This is a genomic window from Microbacterium jepli (assembly GCF_047237905.1).
In the GTDB taxonomy this organism is placed as follows: Bacteria; Actinomycetota; Actinomycetes; order Actinomycetales; family Microbacteriaceae; genus Microbacterium.
In genome coordinates this window covers 1,945,102-1,963,054 of the sequence record NZ_JBDFLW010000005.1, presented here as the reverse complement: position 1 = coordinate 1,963,054, position 17,953 = coordinate 1,945,102, and the positions used below count along the sequence as shown (strand labels likewise).

Here is a 17,953-nt window from a genome sequence, read left to right as displayed (position 1 = left end):
GCGGGCGACCCGATGCCCTACCTCTGGAGTCTCCATGTTCAGTGATTCATCCGAGGTGCTGAAGTTCATCAAGGACGAGGACGTCAAGTTCCTCGACATCCGGTTCACGGATCTTCCTGGCGTCCAGCAGCACTTCAACATCCCCGCCTCGACCGTCGACGAGGAGTTCTTCACCGTCGGCCAGCTGTTCGACGGGTCCTCCATCCGGGGCTTCGCCAACATCCACGAGTCGGACATGCAGCTGATCCCGGACGTCACCACGGCGTACCTCGACCAGTTCCGCGAGGCGAAGACGCTGATCATGATCTTCGACATCTACAACCCGCGCAACGGCGAGATCTACCACAAGGACCCGCGTCAGGTCGCCAAGAAGGCCGAGAAGTACCTCGCCTCCACCGGCATCGCCGACACCGCGTTCTTCGCCCCCGAGGCGGAGTTCTACATCTTCGACGACGTCCGCTACGAGGTGAAGCAGAACTCCAGCTTCTACTCAGTCGACTCCGAGGAAGGCGCCTGGAACACCGGCCGCGTCGAAGAGGGCGGCAACCTCGCCAACAAGACGCCGTACAAGGGCGGGTACTTCCCCGTCAGCCCGGTCGACAAGACGGCCGACCTCCGCGACGACATCACCCTCAAGCTGATCGAGGCCGGCTTCGTGCTCGAGCGCTCGCACCACGAGGTGGGCACCGGCGGCCAGCAGGAGATCAACTACCGCTTCGACACCATGGTGCACTCGGCGGACGACATCCTGAAGTTCAAGTACATCGTCAAGAACACCGCCGAGCAGTGGGGCAAGGTCGCGACCTTCATGCCCAAGCCGCTCTTCGGCGACAACGGCTCCGGTATGCACACGCACCAGTCGCTGTGGCTCGACGGCAAGCCCCTCTTCTACGACGAGAAGGGCTACGGCGGACTCTCCGACACCGCGCGCTGGTACATCGGCGGCCTGCTCGCCCACGCCCCCGCGGTGCTGGCGTTCACCAACCCGACGATCAACTCGTACAAGCGTCTGGTCAAGGGCTACGAGGCCCCGGTCAACCTGGTCTACTCGGCCGGCAACCGCTCGGCGGCGATCCGCATCCCGATCACGGGCTCCAACCCGAAGGCCAAGCGCATCGAGTTCCGCGCGCCCGACGCCTCCGGCAACCCTTACCTCGCCTTCGCGGCGCAGATGATGGCGGGCCTGGACGGCATCCTGAACCGCATCGAGCCGCACGAGCCGGTCGACAAGGACCTGTACGAGCTTCCCCCCGAGGAGGCGAAGAACATCCCGCAGGTTCCGAACTCGCTGCTCGACTCGCTTGAGGCGCTGCGCGCGGACCAGGAGTTCCTGACCCGCGGCAACGTCTTCACGCCCGAGCTCATCGAGACGTGGATCGAGTACAAGATCGAGAACGAGATCCAGCCGATCAACGCGCGTCCTCACCCGTTCGAGTACGAGCTGTACTTCGGCGTCTGACATACGCACAGCGAAGGGGCCCCGGCATCGCGCCGGGGCCCCTTCGTCGTGTGCGCCCGCCGCCTCGCTGCGGGCTCAGCCGTAGAAGAGCTTCTCAAACACGCGCCGGGCGCGGCGCGAGGCGGCGAAGTAGTCCTCCTCGACCTGTGTGGCCGATCGCGGCTCGTAGCCGAGGAGACGGCCGATGCCGTCGAGTCGCCGGCGGTCGACCGGCAGCACGTCGCTCGTCTGACCCGACAGGAGCGTGTTGGCCGAGCGGAGCCGACTCGACAGCCGCCATGCCTCCTGCAGCCGATCGGCGGCATCGGCCGAGACGATGCCGGCCTCCTGTGCCGCGCGCAGCGCCTTCATGGTGGAGGTGGTGCGCAGGCCGGGCACATCGTGTCCGTGCTGCAGCTGGATCAGCTGCACGAGCCATTCGACGTCGCTGAGCGACCCCGGCCCGAGCTTGAGGTGCCGGGCGGGATCGGCGCCCTGCGGGAGCCGCTCGCTCTCGACACGGGCCTTGATGCGCTTGATCTCGCGGAGACCCTGCTGATCGACGGATGCCGGATACCTCACGTCATCGGCGAGCTCGAGGAACGCGGTGATGAGCTTGACGCTGCCCGCGACGCCGCGTGCGCGCAGCAGCGCCTGTGCCTCCCACGACAGCGACCAGCGGCGGTAGTACTCGGCGTATGCGTCGAGCGAGCGCGCCAGCGGCCCGTTGCGCCCCTCGGGTCGCAGATCGGCGTCGAGGTCGAGCGGCACGCGGTGGTCCTCCGAGAGCCGCCGCAGACCGGCCACGACCTTGAGCGACAGCTCGGCGGCGCGCTGAGCATCGACGCCGTTGGCGCGGTAGACGTACAGGATGTCGGCGTCGGAGCCGAAGCCGAGCTCGCGCCCGCCGAAGCGCCCCATCGCAATGACGGCGAAGTCCATCGCGGAATCCTCGGCCGGGACGATGTCGCGCCAGACGGCGCGCAGCGTGGCCTGGATGGTGACGTCGGTGATCGTCGTCAGCGCCTCGGCCACCTGCTCGATGGTGACGACGCCCAGGATGCCCGACATCGCGGTCCGCAGCAGCTCGCGGCGCCGCAGCGCGCGCACCGACTTCATCGCGTCGTCGAGATCGGCGTGGCGCGACTGGATGGCGCGCGCCTCCGCCTGCAGGGCCAATCCTGAGCGCGGCAGGAGCGACTCGTCGGAGTCGAGCCACGCCACCGATTCCGGAATCCACTCCATCAGCTCGCCGATGTACCGCGAGCCTGACAGCACCCGCGTCAGGCTCTCCGCGGCCGCGGACGAGTCGCGCAGCATCCGGAGGAACCACGGCGTGTTGCCCAGTCGCTCGCTGATGCGTCGGAACGCGAGCAGGCCGTAGTCGGGGTCGACGCCGTCGGCGAACCACCGGATCATGACGGGCATCAGGTGCCGCTGGATCGTCGACTTGCGGCTCAGGCCGGTGGTGAGGGCGGCGATGTGGCGGAGGGCTCCGACGGGATCGGCGAAGCCGATGGCGGCGAGACGGTCGTGCGCCTGGGCGGTGGAGAGCACCCGCTCGTCCTCCGGCAGGGCGGCGACGGCCGACAGCAGCGGACGGTAGAAGAGGCGGACGTGGATGTCGCGGACCTCGCGCTTCACCGACTCCCACAGCTCCCAGATCGCCGGGCCGCACTCGGCCAGCCCCGATGACCGCGCGAGCGTGCGGAGGTCCTCCGGCTTCTCGGGCATGAGGTGGGTGCGGGACAGGCCGCGCAGCTGCAGGCGGTGCTCGAGCAGGCGGAGCACCCGGTAGTCGCGGGAGAAGGCCGCGGCATCCGCTCGGCCGATGTAGCCCTCGGCCACGAGAGCGTCGAGGGCGACGAGGGTGCCGCGGGCGCGGATGCCCTCGTCACTGAGCCCGTGCACGAGCTGCAGGAGCTGGACGGTGAATTCGATGTCGCGGATGCCGCCGGGTCCGAGTTTCAGCTGGAACGGCACGTCCCGGGCGGGGATGTTGTCGGTGACGCGTTCGCGCATGCGCTGGACGTTGTCGACGAAGTTCTCGCGCGCGCCGCTCGTCCACACCTTGGGCTGGACGGCGGCGACGTACTGCTCCCCGAGCGGGAGGTCGCCGGCGAGCGGGCGGGCTTTGAGGAGCGCCTGGAACTCCCAGCTCTTCGCCCACCGGTCGTAGTACGAAAGGTGCGAGCCGAGCGTGCGCACGAGCGCGCCCTGCTTGCCCTCCGGGCGCAGGTTCGCGTCGACCTCCCACAGGGGAGGCTCGATCTCCACGCCGGAGATGCCGCGCATCGTCTGCACGGCCAGCCGCGTCGCGATGTCGATGCCGCGGCTCTCAGTGATGCCGGCGCCGTCCGCCACCTCTGCGACGAAGATGACGTCGACGTCGCTGACGTAGTTCAGCTCGCGTGCGCCGGCCTTTCCCATGCCGATGATCGCCAACCGGACGGCAGCGACCTCCTCGCGCGGGAACAGCCCTGCGCCGGTCGCCCCTCCGGAGACGCGCGTGCGCGCGACCGCCAGCGAGGCGTCGAGGGCGGCGCCCGCGGCATCCGCGAGTCTCATCGACACCAGTGGGACGACGTCCACCGGCGAGGGATGGAGGAGGTCGAAGGCGGCGATGCGCGCCAGCATGCGCCGGTAGCCGACGCGGAGTGCGACCCAGGCGGCCTCTCCCCCGTCGGCGGCGAAGCCGTCGGTCGCGTGCACGGCCTCGGTGAGCGCGTCGCGCAGCTCGTCGTCGCCGGGGAGCGACGCTCCCGCGTGGACGAGGTCGGGAAGCTCCTCGGGATGCCGCAGGTAGAAGTCTGCGAAGCCTTGAGACGCCCCGAGCAGCGCCCAGACGACCCGGCGCCCCTGGGGCTCGCGCAGCGTCATGCGGACCGGGTCGGCGCGGCGACGGGCGACGCGGGCGATCGCCCTCAGCGCGGCATCCGGGTCGGCGGCTGTGGATGCGTCGGAGACGAGCTCGTCGCGGGGCAGGCCGAGGAGCTCCTCCAACTCGGTGAGCAGCGCTTCGGCCTCATCGAGATCGCTGAAGCCGCGTCGGGCCAGGTCCGTCAGTGCGGAGGAGCGCTCGATACCGGCCACGATGCGGACGGTCCGCTCAGAGCATCTCGAGGTTGCTCTTCAGCTCGAAGGGCGTGACCTGGGAGCGGTACTCCTGCCACTCCTTGCGCTTGTTCAGCAGCACGTAGTTGAAGACCTGCTCGCCGAGCGTCTCGGCGACGAGCTCGGACTCCTGCATGTACTCGAGGGCGTGGTCGAGGCTCGCCGGCAGCGGGGCGTAGCCCAGCGCGCGGCGCTCGGAGTCGGTGAGCGACCAGACGTTGTCCTCGGCCTCGGGCGGGAGCTCGTAGCCCTCCTCGATCCCCTTGAGGCCGGCCGCGAGCATGAGCGCGTAGGCGAGGTAGGGGTTCGCGGCGGAGTCGAGCGCGCGGTACTCGACACGCGAGGACTGGCCCTTGTTCGGCTTGTAGAGCGGCACGCGCACGAGGGCCGAGCGGTTGTTGTGCCCCCAGCAGATGAAGCTGGGCGCCTCGTCACCGCCCCAGAGGCGCTTGTACGAGTTGACGAACTGGTTCGTCACCGCGGCGATCTCGTTAGCGTGGCGCAGCAGACCGGCGATGAACTGACGTCCGACGCGCGAGAGCTGGTACTGGGCGCCCTCTTCGTAGAACGCGTTCGTGTCGCCCTCGAAGAGCGACATGTGCGTGTGCATGCCGCTGCCGGGCTTGCCGCTGAGGGGCTTCGGCATGAACGTCGCGTAGACGCCCTGCTCGATCGCGACCTCTTTGATCACCGTGCGGAAGGTCATGATGTTGTCGGCCGTCGCGAGGGCGTCGGCGTATCGCAGGTCGATCTCGTTCTGACCGGGGCCGCCCTCGTGGTGGCTGAACTCGACGGAGATGCCGAGGTCTTCCAGCATCCGCACCGACCGACGCCGGAAGTCGTGGGCGGTGCCACCCGGGACGTTGTCGAAGTAGCCGGCGGAGTCCACCGGCACCGGGCCGTCCTGGCCGTAGGTCGAGGACTTCAGCAGGTAGAACTCGATCTCGGGGTGCGTGTAGAACGTGAAGCCCGCGTCGGCTGCCTTGGCCAGCGTGCGCTTGAGGACGTGCCGCGGGTCGGCGACGGCGGGCTGCCCGTCGGGCGTCGTGATGTCGCAGAACATGCGCGCGGTGGGATCGATCTCTCCGCGCCACGGCAGGGTCTGGAACGTCGTCGGGTCGGGGTGCGCGAGCAGGTCGGACTCGAAGGAGCGCGTCAGCCCCTCGATGGCCGACCCGTCGAAGCCGAGGCCTTCGGCGAAGGCGCCCTCGACCTCGGCCGGCGCGATCGCGACCGACTTGAGGGTGCCGATCACATCGGTGAACCACAGGCGGACGAACTTGACGCCGCGCTCCTCGATCGTGCGAAGAACGAAGTCCCGCTGCTTGTCCATCGAGTCCCTTCCGAAGCCGGTCACGCCTCCGCCAGACTATCTTCCGCCGACGCGTCATCCGCGTCCGCGCCGCGGTGCGGCGCCGTCATCGCGCGAGGTCAGTCGTCCTCGCCCGCCTCCTCCTCGGCCCATTGGCGCGAGCGCTCGGCGAGCAGGGCGGGAGCGCCGGCGGCCTCCTCGGCCGTGTCGAACGGACCGGCGCGGTCGATGGCGGGCGACTCGTAGCCGCGCTCCACCGCCTTGGTGGTGAAGTTGTACCAGTACTTCTCGCTGTCGCTCGTCACCATGACTCCTCGCTGTGTCGGCCCCGCGGGGCGTTACCGATCCTAGTGATCGGGTCGATGAGCCTGGATAGGGTGTGAGCATGGCAACAGAGACGGCCGCCAAGAAGACGGCAGTGGGCATCGACATCGGCGGCACCGGAATCAAGGGCGCGCTGGTGGACCTGGACGACGGGACGCTGCTGACGGACCGCGTCAAGGTGGCCACGCCGACCGGGGCGGAGCCGCCGGACGTGCTGACGGCGGTGAAGGAGGTCTTCGCGCGGCTCGACGTCAAGGATTCCGACACTCCCCTGGGCGTCGCGTTCCCCGCGATCGTGAAGAACGGCCGCACGCTGTCGGCCGCGAACGTGTCGCACAAGTGGATCGGCTTCGAGGCGGAGAAGTTCTTCGAGGACGGGCTGGGCCGCGAGATCCATTTCGCCAACGACGCCGACGTCGCCGGCATCGCCGAGGTCCGCTACGGCGCCGCGCGGGGCAAGGACGGCCTCGTCCTGCTGACCACCCTCGGCACGGGCATCGGCTCGGCGCTGCTCTACGACGGCGTGCTCATCCCGAACACCGAGCTCGGCCACGTGCAGCGCGCGGAGCACAAGCGCGACGCGGAGCACTACGCCGCGTACTCGGCGATGGAGCGCGAGAAGCTCGACTTCCCGAAGTGGGCCAAGCGCCTGCAGTGGTACTACAGCTACCTCGAGTTCCTCTTCAGCCCAGACCTCTTCATCGTCGGCGGCGGCGTGTCGAAGCACTCGGACGAGTTCCTGGCGCTGCTCGACCTGAAGACGCCCATCGTCCCGGCGGTGCATCGCAACAACGCGGGCATCATCGGCGCGGCCGCGCTGGCAGCCCCGATCCGCGAAGCCCTGCCGGCGCGCAGCGCCTGATCGGGCGCACGGCGGCGCGGCGCCGGCCGGTGCGTCACGGCGCGCCGCGGCAGCCGTGCGAGAGGGCGAATGGGCCGGCCTGTACGCCGGGTTCTGTCCGGGGGCGTGAGCCCCGTGGACGGTCATCTCTCTCGGCGACACGTTGCCGTGCCGCTCCAGCGGCCTACCCGAGGACTCGGCGAGCCGCGTCAGCATCCTCTGTCTGGCCTTGCTCCGGGCGAGGTTTACCTTGCGGGCCGTGTCACCACGACCCCGGTGGTCTCTTACACCGCCGTTTCACCCTTGCCGCGGCCGGAGCCGCGGCGGTCTGTTCTCTGTGGCACTGTCTCGCGGATCACTCCGGGTGGGTGTTACCCACCGCCCTGCCCTGTGGAGCCCGGACGTTCCTCGGCACCACGGCGAACCGCAGCGACGCGACCGTCCAGCCGACCCATTCGCCCGTGAAGTCTACCGGCGCCGTCCGGGCGCCCCGTGTCACGCCTTGTCGGCGCTGTCGGTGATGCGCAGATCCAGGGGGAAGTCCAGCGGGAAGTCGCCGAAGAGCAGGCGAGCAGCGGATGCCGCGGCCCCCTGCACCGCGGCGGCCGCCTCCTCCGCGCGGGCCGCGGGGGCGTGCACGATCACCTCGTCGTGCAGGAAGAACGCCAGGTGCGGGCGACGGGAGAAGACCGCCCCGGAGCGGGACGCGGCATCCGACTCGTCCACCGGATCGATCGCCCACAGCCGGCCGCGGAGATCGGCCATCCAGGCGAGCGCCCACTCGGCCGCCGTCCCCTGCACGATGAAGTTGCGGGTGAACCGGCCGAGGTCGCGCGCGCGCCGCCGCGCGCGCGCCTCGTCGGCCTCGGTCGCATCGGCCTCCGTGGCCCGCGACTGCTCATCGCGCCAGTCCACCGACGGCGCGGGCGACGAGCGTCCGAGCCACGTGGACACGACACCTCCGTCCTCGCCCACGCGGGCGGCGTCGTCGACCAGCGCCATCGCCTTCGGGAACGTGCGCCGCAGCCGCGGCACGAGCTGCCCACCGGCGCCCGTCGTGGCGCCGTACATGGCTCCGAGCAGCGCCCCCTTCGCCTCCGCCCGGGTCGACACCGCGCCGCTGTCCACGACCCCCTCGTAGAGGTCGCGCCCGCGGGCGGCGTCGGCGAGGGCCGTGTCACGCGCCATCGCTGCCAGCACGCGCGGTTCGAGCTGCGCCACGTCCGCGACCACGAGGACCCACCCCGGATCCGCACGCACGGCCGAGCGGAGCTGACGCGGCACCTGCAGCGCGCCGCCGCCCGTCGACGCCCAGCGTCCGGTGACCACGCCGGCGGGCACCAGCACGGGCCGGAACCGCCCGTCGGCCACCCACTCGTCCAGCCACGCCCAGCCGTTCGCGGCGTACAGCCGAGCCAGCCTCTTGTACTCCAGCAGCGGCTCGATGGCGGGATGGCTGTGCCGCAGCAGCTCCCACTTGGCCGTCGACTCGACCTGCACGCCGACGCGATGGAGGGCGCGCAGCAGCTTCGGCTGCGAGTCGATCGAGACGGTCGGGTCGCCCAGCGCATCGCGCACCACCGCGGCGGCAGCGGCGAGCTTGACCGGCACGGCGCCCGAGGTCGGCCGCGGACCGAGAGCCGCCTCGAGCTGCTCCTCGTGGACGGCCGCGTCCCAAGGCAGTCCCGCGGCGCGCATCTCGGCGGCGACCAGCGCGCCGGCCGACTCCGCCGCGAGCAGCAGCCGCAGGCGCCCGGGGTCGGCCGAGCCGTCGACGGCCGCGCGCTGCCGGGCGAACTCCGCCAGCGCCGCCGAGACGTCATCGGGCGGGCCCGCCGGGGCTGCGAAGGTGTCATCGAGCTCGAAGAGGGCCGGGGCGGCGGATGCTGCGGCCACCGCGCCCGCGCGGTCCCACTCGGTCGCGGAGCGGAGCGCCGCGGCATCCGTCACCGATGCGGCGTCGCGGATCACCGCGTGGGCGAGGCGCAGGTCGTGGCAGCGGGAGACGCGCACGCTGCCGGACAGGAGCGGGGGGTACCACGCCGCCGTGTCCGACCACACCCAGCGGGGTGCGTGCGCCGCCTCGTGCGCGGCGATCCAGGCGGCGAGGGCCGCGGCATCCACTTCCGTCCGCCCGATCTCGCGCGCGCCCGCATCCAGCAGGACGACCTCGACGCGGGACGCGGCGCGTCCGAGCACGATCCACGCCGCGGCGTCACCGCCGCCGGTCACGAGCCCTCCCGGCGTCGGGCGTCACAGCCCCGAGTCGTCGGTGCGCACGAGGATGCTGCCGCACTCGGGGCAGAACACGACGTCGTCCTCGGCGGCGAGGCGGAGCTTCTGCAGGTCGGTGCCGGCGAGCACCATCCGGCACCCCTCGCAGGTGCGATCGGTCAGGCGCGCCGCGCCCGAGCTGCGCGGCAGCAGCCGCGTGTAGAGGGCGAGGAGGTCGGCCGGGACCGTCGCGGCGATCGCCTCGCGGTCGCGCGTGGCGGCCTCGATCGTCGATGTGGCCTCCGCGACGACGCGCTTCGCCTCCGCGCTGAGTTCGGCGCCATCGGCGTTCACCTGGGCGATGACGGCCTCCTGCTCGACCACAGCGGCGTCGGCCTGCTCGAGCTTCTCCATCAGCTCCAGCTCCGCGTCTTCGAGGTCGCCCTTGCGCTTGGTCAGCGAGAGCAGCTCGCTCTCGAGACCCTGCGCCTCCTTGGGGTTGCTGGAAGCGGCGAGCCGCTCGGTGTCGCGCGCCCGGCGGGCCTCGACGACGGCGACGTCCGACTCGATGCGCGCGAGCTCGGCGCGCAGGTCGTCGCGCACGCCGAGGCGCGACGACAGCTCATGCGAGAGCTCGCCGCGACGGGCGACCAGCTCCTGCACGCGGGCGGCCTGCGGCGGGTTGGCGCGGGCACGCTCCGCGCGCGCGATGCGGGCGTCCAGCTCGGCGACGTCCACGAGGCGGATCTGGTCTGCGTAGCTGGCTTTCACGTCCACAAACCTACCGCGCGGGATGCCGCGGCCCGCCGGTCGACCGGATGCTCCGCCGTAACGCCTCCCCCGCCCGTGCCGCGTGCGGTCTAGCATGCGAGGACGCCCACGACGAGGAGAGCACGATGAGCCTGCTGCGCACGAAGTCGGTCGAGCAGTCGATCGCCGACACCGACGAACCCGACTTCAAGCTGAAGAAGTCGCTCACCGCCCTCGATCTCACGATCTTCGGGGTCGGCGTCGTGATCGGCGCCGGCATCTTCACCCTCACCGGGCGCGCGGCGCACGACGTGGCCGGTCCCGCGATCGTGCTCAGCTTCGTCGTCGCGGCCATCGCGTGCGCACTGGCGGCCATGTGCTACGCCGAGTTCGCCTCCACGGTCCCCGTGTCAGGGTCGGCGTACACGTTCTCCTACGCCTCGCTGGGCGAGCTGTTCGCCTGGATCATCGGCTGGGACCTCATCCTCGAGATGTTCCTCGGCGCGAGCGTGGTCGCGCAGGGCTGGAGCGCCTATCTCAAGGTGTTCCTGGGGCAGATCGGCATCGTGCTGCCCGACGCGATCAGCCACGGCGGCGCCGTGGACATCGTCGCGATCATCTTCGTCCTCGTCCTCGGCGCGCTCATGACGCTCGGCATCAAGGAGTCGATGCGCGTCAACCTCGTGCTCGTGGCCGTGAAGCTGTTCATCGTCCTTTTCGTCATCGTCATGGGCATCGGCTTCATCAGCTCGGCGAACTACTCCCCCTTCGTGCCCGACGCGGTGCCGACGGCCTCGGAGAGCGGATTCCACCAGCCGCTCATCCAATTCATCTTCGGCCTGCCGCCCGTCACGTTCGGCGTGGGCGGCATCCTCGCCGGTGCGGCACTCGTGTTCTTCGCGTACATCGGCTTCGACGTCGTGGCGACGACCGCCGAGGAGACCAAGAATCCCCAGAAGGCGCTGCCGATCGGCATCATCGCGTCGCTGGCGATCTGCACCGTGCTCTACTGCGCCGTCGCGATCGTTGTCACCGGCATGGTCCGCTACGACGGGCTCGACCCCTCGGCGGCCCTGGCAGCGGCGTTCGCGTACCACGGTCAGGGATGGATGGCCACGGTCATCGCCGCCGGCGCCGTCGCCGGCCTGACGACGGTCGTGCTGACCCTCATGATCGGTGCCACCCGCATCATCTTCGCCATGTCGCGCGACGCGCTCCTGCCCCGTGGTCTGGCCAAGGTGCACCCGAAGTTCCGCACCCCGTGGGTGACCTCGATCCTGGTCACTGTCGTCGTCGCGATCGTGGCCGGCGTCACGCCGATCGGTGCGCTGGAGGAGATGGTCAACATCGGCACCCTGTCGGCATTCGTGCTCGTCTCGGTCGCCGTCATCGTGCTGCGCCGCACGCGGCCCGACCTGCAGCGCGGCTTCCGCGTCCCGCTGAGCCCGTTCCTGCCGGCCCTGTCCGCGCTTGTCTGCATCTACCTGATGCTCAACCTGCCCGTCGACACCTGGCTGCGATTCCTCGTGTGGCTCGCGATCGGGTTCATCATCTACTTCGGCTACTCGCGCCGGCACGCCCGCGTCGGGCAGCCCGACTACGCCGACGTCACGCGCCCGCGCGTCGTCAGCGGACCGAACGATGCGAAGAGGTCGCCGAACCCGAAGAAGTAGGAGGACGGCGGGATGCCGGTGGTGGGCCCTGCCGGGATCGAACCGACGACATCCACGGTGTAAACGTGGCGCTCTACCAGCTGAGCTAAAGGCCCTTGCCGCTCCAGTCTAGGGTCGCGACCACTCCGGCGCCGGAGCGCCCGGACACCCGCGACTCGCTAGGCTGGAGACGGTGCGCCGTGCATGCTCCACCGAGTCCGCCTCCGCCCCGATCGCGTATCCCTGGCACGATCTGCCAGACGACGAAAGGTCTCCCGTGACTGTTCACGACCAGGATCCGTATTCCCAGGACTCGCAGGACAGCGATCCCGAAGAGACGGGCGAGTGGCAGGAGTCGCTGCAGCAGCTCGTCACAGCCAAGGGCCATGGCCGCGGCCGCGAGATCATGCTCAGCCTGCTGAAGACGTCGCACGACCTGCACCTCGGTGTGCCGATGGTGCCCACGACGGACTACATCAACACGATCGCCCCGGACAACGAGCCGGAGTTCCCCGGCGACGAGGAGATCGAGCGGCGGTACCGCTCATGGATTCGCTGGAACGCGGCCATCACGGTGCACCGCGCGCAGCGCCCCGGCATCGGCGTCGGCGGCCACATCTCGACGTACGCGTCGTCGGCCGCGCTTTACGAGGTCGGCTTCAACCACTTCTTCCGCGGCGCCGACCACCCCTCGGGCGGCGACCAGATCTTCATCCAGGGTCACGCCTCCCCCGGCACCTATGCCCGCGCGTACCTCGAGGGCCGCGTCACCGAGGCGCAGCTCGACGGCTTCCGCCAGGAGAAGTCCGCGTCGCCCAACGGCATCCCGTCCTACCCGCACCCGCGGCTCATGCCCGACTTCTGGCAGTTCCCGACGGTGTCGATGGGTCTGGGCCCGATCAACGCCGTCTACCAGGCGATGACGAACAAGTACCTCGCCAACCGCGGCATCAAGGACGTCGCCGACTCGCACGTGTGGGCCTTCCTCGGCGACGGCGAGATGGACGAGGTCGAGAGCCGCGGTCAGCTGCAGGTCGCCGCCAACGAGGGTCTGGACAACCTGACCTTCGTGATCAACGCGAACCTGCAGCGCCTCGACGGACCCGTCCGCGGAAACGGCAAGATCATCCAGGAGCTCGAGAGCTTCTTCCGTGGTGCCGGCTGGAACGTCATCAAGGTCGTCTGGGGCCGCGAGTGGGACGATCTCCTCGCGCGCGACACCGACGGCGCGCTGCGCAACCTGATGAACTCCACGCCCGACGGTGACTACCAGACCTACAAGACCGAGAACGGCGCCTTCGTGCGCGAGAACTTCTTCGGTCGCGACGAGCGCACGCTCGAGCTGGTCAAGGACTACAGCGACGACCAGATCTGGGGCCTCAAGCGCGGTGGCCACGACTACCGCAAGGTCTATGCCGCGTACAAGGCGGCCATGGAGCACAAGGGCCAGCCGACGGTCATCATCGCCAAGACCATCAAGGGCTACGGCCTGGGTCCCCACTTCGAGGGACGCAACGCCACGCACCAGATGAAGAAGATGACGCTGCAGGACCTCAAGCAGTTCCGCGACGGCATGCACATCCCGATCACCGACGCGCAGCTGGAGGAGAACCCCTACCAGCCGCCGTACTACAACCCGGGACCCCAGGACGAGGCGATCCAGTACCTCATGGAGCGCCGCCGGGACCTCGGCGGTTTCGTGCCGGCCCGGAAGTCGACGCACGTCGACCTCGCTCTGCCCGGCGACGACGCCTACGCGCTGCCGAAGAAGGGCTCGGGCACGCAGGAGGTCGCGACCACGATGGCGTTCGTGCGACTGCTCAAGGACCTCCTGCGGGTCAAGGGCTTCGGGCACCGCATCGTGCCGATCATCCCCGACGAGGCGCGCACGTTCGGCATGGACGCGTTCTTCCCGACCGCGAAGATCTACAACCCGAACGGGCAGCACTACACGTCGGTCGACCGCGACCTGCTGCTGGCGTACAAGGAGAGCCCGCAGGGGCAGATCGTCCACGTCGGCATCAACGAGGCCGGCGCGATGGCGGCGTTCACGGGCATCGGTACGTCCTACTCGACCCACGGCGAGCCGCTCATCCCGGTCTACGTCTTCTACTCGATGTTCGGCTTCCAGCGCACGGGCGACGCCCAGTGGGCCGCCGGCGACCAGATGGCGCGCGGTTTCGTCATCGGCGCCACCGCCGGACGCACCACGCTGACCGGTGAGGGCCTCCAGCACGCCGACGGTCACTCGCACCTTCTGGCCTCGACCAACCCCGCGACGGTGTCCTACGACCCCGCCTACGGGTACGAGATCGCCCACATCGTGCGCTCGGGCATCGAGCGCATGTACGGCGGCCAGCACCCCGACCCGAACGTCATGTACTACATCACGGTCTACAACGAGCCGCTGGTGCAGCCGGCCGAGCCGGAGAACGTCGACGTCGAGGGCATCGTCCGCGGCATCCACCGCATCTCCGTCTCGGAGGGCGAGGGCCCTCGTGCCCAGCTGTTCGCCTCCGGCGTCGGGGTGCCGTGGGCGCTCGAGGCGCAGCAGCTGCTGCGCGACGACTGGGGCGTGCAGGCCGACGTGTGGTCGGTGACGTCGTGGAACGAGCTGCGCCGCGACGGCCTGGCCGCCGACGAGCACAACTTCCTCCACCCGGAGGAGGAGTATCGCACCGCCTACCTGACCGAGAAGCTGCGCGACGTGCCCGGACCGGTCGTCGCCGTCAGCGACTTCATGCACGCGGTGCAGGACCAGATCCGCCCGTGGGTCCCGAACAACTTCTGGACCCTGGGTGCCGACGGCTTCGGGTTCTCCGACACGCGGCCCGCGGCACGACGGTTCTTCAAGATCGACGGCCCGTCGCTGGTCGTGCGCACCCTCCAGGCCCTGGCCGCCGAGGGCTCCGCCGACCGCAGCCTCGCGGCGCAGGCGATCGAGAAGTACCGCCTGCACGACGTCAACGCGGGCACCAGCGGCAACGCGGGCGGCGAGAGCTGACGGGCACGATGCCCCGCAGCACCACCCCGGCCGACAAGGCCGAGACGCTCGCGTGGCTCCGGCGGATCTCCGGCGACCTGGCGACGGCGACGACCAAGCGGCTGGAGGACTCGCTCCCCTGGTACGCGGAGATGCCGCCGGCTCGCCGGAGCGCCGTCGGGCTGGTGGCGCAGGCGGGCATCACCTCGTTCATCCAGTGGTACGACGATCCGAACTCCACGCCCTGGATCGCGGCCGACGTCTTCCTCGCCGCCCCGCGCGAGCTGCTGCGCAGCGTCAGCCTGACGCAGACGCTGCAGCTCATCCGGGTCACCGTGGAGGTGACGGAGGAGCGGCTGCAGGGCAAGGGCGAAGACCTGCGCGAGAGCATCCTGCTCTACTCGCGTGAGGTGGCCTTCGCCGCGGCGGACGTCTACGCCCGGGCGGCGGAGGCCCGTGGGCTGTGGGATGCGCGCCTCGAGGCGCTCGTCGTCGACTCGATCCTGACCGGCGAGGCGGACGACGAGCTGCCGAGCCGCATCGCCGCCCTCGGCTGGCACGGCCACGGCGAGGTCTCGGTGCTCGTGGGCACCACGCCCGCCCAGTTCGACGTCGACCAGCTCCGCCGCACCGCGCGCAAGCTCGGTGTGGACGTGCTGATCGGCGTGCAGGGCTCTCGCCTCGTGCTCGTGATCGGACGCTCGCAGTCCCCCGGCCGCGACGAGTCCGAGCCCGAGCTGCCGTTCACCGAGATCGCCCGTCACCTCGAGCCGGGCTTCGGCGCCGGCTACCTCGTGCTCGGGCCGGCCGTCCCCGCGCTCGTCGACGCCGGGCAGAGCGCCCGTGCGGCGCTGGCGGGCTTCGCCGTCGCGCGGGCGTGGCGCAACGCCCCCCGCCCCGTCGAGGCCGACGATCTGCTGCCCGAGCGCGCACTGGCCGGCGACCCGCTGGCCAAGCAGACGCTGGTGGAGCGCATCTACCGGCCGCTGCAGGCCCACAGTGCCGACCTCGTGACGACGCTGTGGAGCTACCTCGACAATGGACGCTCGCTCGAGGCCACCGCCCGAGAGCTGTTCGTGCACCCCAACACCGTCCGCTACCGCCTCAAGCGGGTGTCGGATGTCATCGGATGGGATGCCACGGGGCCGCGTGAGGCGCTGATCCTCCAAACCGCGCTGATCCTCGGCTCCGTCGGACCCGACCCCGCACGTCGGCGCAGTGCACCGCGCCGGCCGCGGACCTGACCCACCGGCCTGGGGGCCGCGCAGCCCCGGAAGTTGTGCGGCACGCACAAAGGATCCTGCGTTTCTTGTGACGGAGGATCCAGAGCGGCGCGGATGATGCTGGCAGGATGGGACGGTGATCATCGCCGTCTTCCCCGGCCAGGGTTCCCAGACCCCCGGCTTCCTCGTGCCCTGGCTCGAGCGAGACGGCGCCCGTGACGCCCTCTCGCGCTACTCCGAATGGGCCGGTGTCGACCTCGTCGCCGCCGGAACCGAGTGGGACGCCGACCGCATCCGCGACACGCAGGTCGCCCAGCCGCTGATCGTCGCGGCGAGCCTCCTCTCCTGGAACGCTCTCGAGGACCGCTCCGCGGTCGCCGGCGTCGCCGGGCACTCCGTCGGAGAGTTCGCCGCCGCTGCCGCCGCCGGGGTGCTGTCGGAGGAGGACGCGCTGCGCCTCGTCGGCATCCGCGGACGCGCCATGGCCGAGGCCGCCGCCGCCGAGGACACCGGCATGGCCGCCGTCATCGGCGGGGATCAGGATGCCGTGGTCGCACGCCTGGAGGAGCTGGACCTCACCCCCGCCAACTACAACGGCGGCGGCCAGCTCGTCGCCGCCGGGTCCGCCGCCGCGCTGACCGCCCTCTCGGCCGAGCCCCCGGCGAGCACCCGCGTGATTCCGCTGCAGGTCGCAGGCGCCTTCCACACGCGCTACATGGAGCCGGCCGTCGAGGTGCTGCGCACCGCGGCCGCAGACACGGCGGTGTCCGACCCCCGCGTGCGCCTCTGGACGAACAGCGACGGCACGGAGGTCGCCGTCGGTGCCCGGTTCCGCGACCTGCTCGTGGCCCAGGTCGCGTCCCCCGTGCGGTGGGACCTGTGCATGCAGGCGTTCGCCGCGGCATCCGTCTCGGGCATCGTGGAGCTGGCGCCCGCCGGCACCCTCGTCGGCCTGGCCAAGCGCGCGCTGCGCGGCGTCCCCTCGGTCGCCGTGAAGACCCCCGACGACCTGCCTTCCGCGGCCGCCCTGATCACCGGAGGAACGGCATGACGCCCCCCACCCTGAAGCAATCCGTCGGCTCCGCGCACACCCGCATCTACAGCTACGGCGCCGCCCGTGGCGAGGTCGCCGTGCCGAACGAGGACCTCATCGGCCCCATCGACTCCAGCGACGAGTGGATTCGCCAGCGCACCGGCATCATCACCCGCACGCGCGCCCTGGAGGGCACGACGGCGATCGAGCTGGCGACGGATGCTGCGCGGGAGGCCATCGAGCGCTCCGGCGTCGATCCGTCGCAGATCGACGCGGTGCTGGTGGCGACCGTCAGCAACCCGAAGCAGACGCCCTCCGTCTCGGCGATCGTGGCCGACCGTGTGGGTGCCAACCCGGCGGCCGCCTACGACCTGAACGCCGCCTGCGCGGGGTTCGCGTACGGCGTCGCTCAGGCGGACGCCCTCGTGCGCGCCGGCGCCGCCACCTACGCGCTGGTGATCGGCACCGAGAAGCTCAGCGACATCGTCGACCCGACCGACCGCAGCATCTCGTTCCTCCTCGGCGACGGCGCGGGCGCCGTGGTCATCGGCCCCTCCGACACCCCCGGCATCGGGCCCACCGTCTGGGGCTCCGACGGGTCCAAGGCCGACGCCGTCGGCATGAACCACACGCTCAACGAGTTCCGCGCGGGCACCGCGCCGTGGCCGACCCTCCGTCAGGAAGGACCCACGGTCTTCCGCTGGGCGGTGTGGGAGATGGTGAAGGTCGCCCGTCAGGCCCTGGAGGCCGCCGGTGTGGAGGCGTCCGATCTCGCCGCCTTCGTGCCGCACCAGGCGAACATGCGCATCATCGACGAGTTCGCCAAGCAGCTCGGACTCCCCGAGACGGTCGTGATCGGCCGCGACATCGAGACGACCGGCAACACGTCCGCGGCATCCATCCCCCTCGCCACGCACCGGCTCCTCGCCGAGCACCCCGAGCTCAGCGGCGGACTCGCCCTGCAGATCGGTTTCGGGGCCGGGCTCGTGTTCGGCGCCCAGGTGGTCGTGCTTCCCTGACGTGCGCGACCTCCGACCCTAGACTGAACGTCGGCCCCGACGGGGCCCGC

General features: G+C 70.6%; 12 protein-coding genes, 1 tRNA gene and 1 other RNA gene. 7 read left to right on the top strand and 7 right to left on the bottom strand.

The window, feature by feature from the left end; genetic code table 11:
- Positions 1–34: 34 nt before the first annotated feature.
- Positions 35–1,459 (top strand): type I glutamate--ammonia ligase, encoded by a 1,425-nt coding sequence (glnA, locus tag ABC304_RS13570; protein ID WP_412931394.1) that lies wholly within the window; start codon positions 35–37, stop codon positions 1,457–1,459.
- Between the two features lie 75 nt (positions 1,460–1,534).
- Here glnA and ABC304_RS13565 read toward each other — a convergent pair whose 3' ends face one another.
- The 3 genes from ABC304_RS13565 to ABC304_RS13555 all read right to left on the bottom strand — a co-directional run bounded on the left by ABC304_RS13565 (position 1,535) and on the right by ABC304_RS13555 (position 6,172).
- The gene (locus ABC304_RS13565; protein WP_412931393.1) at positions 1,535–4,531 is read right to left on the bottom strand and encodes a bifunctional [glutamine synthetase] adenylyltransferase/[glutamine synthetase]-adenylyl-L-tyrosine phosphorylase; all 2,997 of its coding nucleotides are present in this window, start codon (positions 4,529–4,531) and stop codon (positions 1,535–1,537) included.
- 16 nt (positions 4,532–4,547) lie between these two features.
- A complete protein-coding gene (locus ABC304_RS13560; protein ID WP_127095498.1) occupies positions 4,548–5,885 on the bottom strand; it encodes a glutamine synthetase family protein in 1,338 nt (445 codons plus the stop codon).
- Positions 5,886–5,983: 98 nt separating this feature from the next.
- On the bottom strand, positions 5,984–6,172 hold the full coding sequence (locus ABC304_RS13555; protein WP_412931391.1) for an SPOR domain-containing protein: 189 nt from the start codon (positions 6,170–6,172) through the stop codon (positions 5,984–5,986).
- A 77-nt stretch (positions 6,173–6,249) separates the two neighbouring features.
- On the opposite strand from ABC304_RS13555, the gene ppgK reads away from it, so the two are divergent.
- Positions 6,250–7,050 (top strand): polyphosphate--glucose phosphotransferase, encoded by an 801-nt coding sequence (gene ppgK, locus ABC304_RS13550; RefSeq protein WP_412931390.1) that lies wholly within the window; start codon positions 6,250–6,252, stop codon positions 7,048–7,050.
- 66 nt (positions 7,051–7,116) lie between these two features.
- On the opposite strand, the gene rnpB is transcribed toward ppgK, so the two are convergent.
- The 3 genes from rnpB to ABC304_RS13535 all read right to left on the bottom strand — a co-directional run bounded on the left by rnpB (position 7,117) and on the right by ABC304_RS13535 (position 10,014).
- Positions 7,117–7,483, bottom strand: an RNA gene (gene rnpB, locus ABC304_RS13545) — RNase P RNA component class A.
- Positions 7,484–7,524: 41 nt separating this feature from the next.
- Positions 7,525–9,261: a bifunctional 3'-5' exonuclease/DNA polymerase gene (locus ABC304_RS13540; protein ID WP_412931388.1), complete on the bottom strand. Its 1,737-nt coding sequence runs from the start codon at positions 9,259–9,261 to the stop codon at positions 7,525–7,527.
- 21 nt (positions 9,262–9,282) lie between these two features.
- Positions 9,283–10,014 (bottom strand): zinc ribbon domain-containing protein, encoded by a 732-nt coding sequence (locus ABC304_RS13535; RefSeq protein ID WP_412931386.1) that lies wholly within the window; start codon positions 10,012–10,014, stop codon positions 9,283–9,285.
- 125 nt (positions 10,015–10,139) lie between these two features.
- Between ABC304_RS13535 and ABC304_RS13530 the strand changes: the two genes are divergently transcribed.
- Complete coding sequence (locus tag ABC304_RS13530) at positions 10,140–11,666, top strand: amino acid permease (RefSeq protein ID WP_412931385.1); 1,527 nt, start codon at positions 10,140–10,142, stop codon at positions 11,664–11,666.
- Positions 11,667–11,685: 19 nt separating this feature from the next.
- Here ABC304_RS13530 and ABC304_RS13525 read toward each other — a convergent pair.
- A tRNA-Val gene (locus tag ABC304_RS13525) sits at positions 11,686–11,761 on the bottom strand.
- A gap of 161 nt (positions 11,762–11,922) precedes the next feature.
- On the opposite strand from ABC304_RS13525, the gene aceE reads away from it, so the two are divergent.
- The 4 genes from aceE to ABC304_RS13505 all read left to right on the top strand — a co-directional run bounded on the left by aceE (position 11,923) and on the right by ABC304_RS13505 (position 17,903).
- Positions 11,923–14,649 carry a pyruvate dehydrogenase (acetyl-transferring), homodimeric type gene (gene aceE / locus ABC304_RS13520; protein ID WP_412931383.1) on the top strand — a complete coding sequence of 909 codons (2,727 nt, stop codon included), beginning with the start codon at positions 11,923–11,925 and terminating at the stop codon, positions 14,647–14,649.
- An 8-nt stretch (positions 14,650–14,657) separates the two neighbouring features.
- Positions 14,658–15,872 carry a PucR family transcriptional regulator gene (locus ABC304_RS13515; protein ID WP_412931381.1) on the top strand — a complete coding sequence of 405 codons (1,215 nt, stop codon included), beginning with the start codon at positions 14,658–14,660 and terminating at the stop codon, positions 15,870–15,872.
- A 115-nt stretch (positions 15,873–15,987) separates the two neighbouring features.
- Positions 15,988–16,902 (top strand): ACP S-malonyltransferase, encoded by a 915-nt coding sequence (locus ABC304_RS13510; RefSeq protein WP_412931379.1) that lies wholly within the window; start codon positions 15,988–15,990, stop codon positions 16,900–16,902.
- Positions 16,899–17,903, top strand: a complete 1,005-nt coding sequence (locus tag ABC304_RS13505; protein WP_412931377.1) for a beta-ketoacyl-ACP synthase III — start codon at positions 16,899–16,901, stop codon at positions 17,901–17,903. Before ABC304_RS13510 ends, ABC304_RS13505 begins: the two co-directional genes overlap by 4 nt.
- Positions 17,904–17,953 lie beyond the last annotated feature (50 nt).

Coding starts and splice junctions, on each gene's coding strand:
- ABC304_RS13515 (WP_412931381.1), top strand. CDS start 14,658: ATGCCCCGCAGCACCACCCCGGCCGACAAGGCCGAGACGCTCGCGTGG.
- ABC304_RS13560 (WP_127095498.1), bottom strand. CDS start 5,885: ATGGACAAGCAGCGGGACTTCGTTCTTCGCACGATCGAGGAGCGCGGC.
- ABC304_RS13555 (WP_412931391.1), bottom strand. CDS start 6,172: ATGGTGACGAGCGACAGCGAGAAGTACTGGTACAACTTCACCACCAAG.
- ABC304_RS13505 (WP_412931377.1), top strand. CDS start 16,899: ATGACGCCCCCCACCCTGAAGCAATCCGTCGGCTCCGCGCACACCCGC.
- ABC304_RS13530 (WP_412931385.1), top strand. CDS start 10,140: ATGAGCCTGCTGCGCACGAAGTCGGTCGAGCAGTCGATCGCCGACACC.
- glnA (WP_412931394.1), top strand. CDS start 35: ATGTTCAGTGATTCATCCGAGGTGCTGAAGTTCATCAAGGACGAGGAC.
- ppgK (WP_412931390.1), top strand. CDS start 6,250: ATGGCAACAGAGACGGCCGCCAAGAAGACGGCAGTGGGCATCGACATC.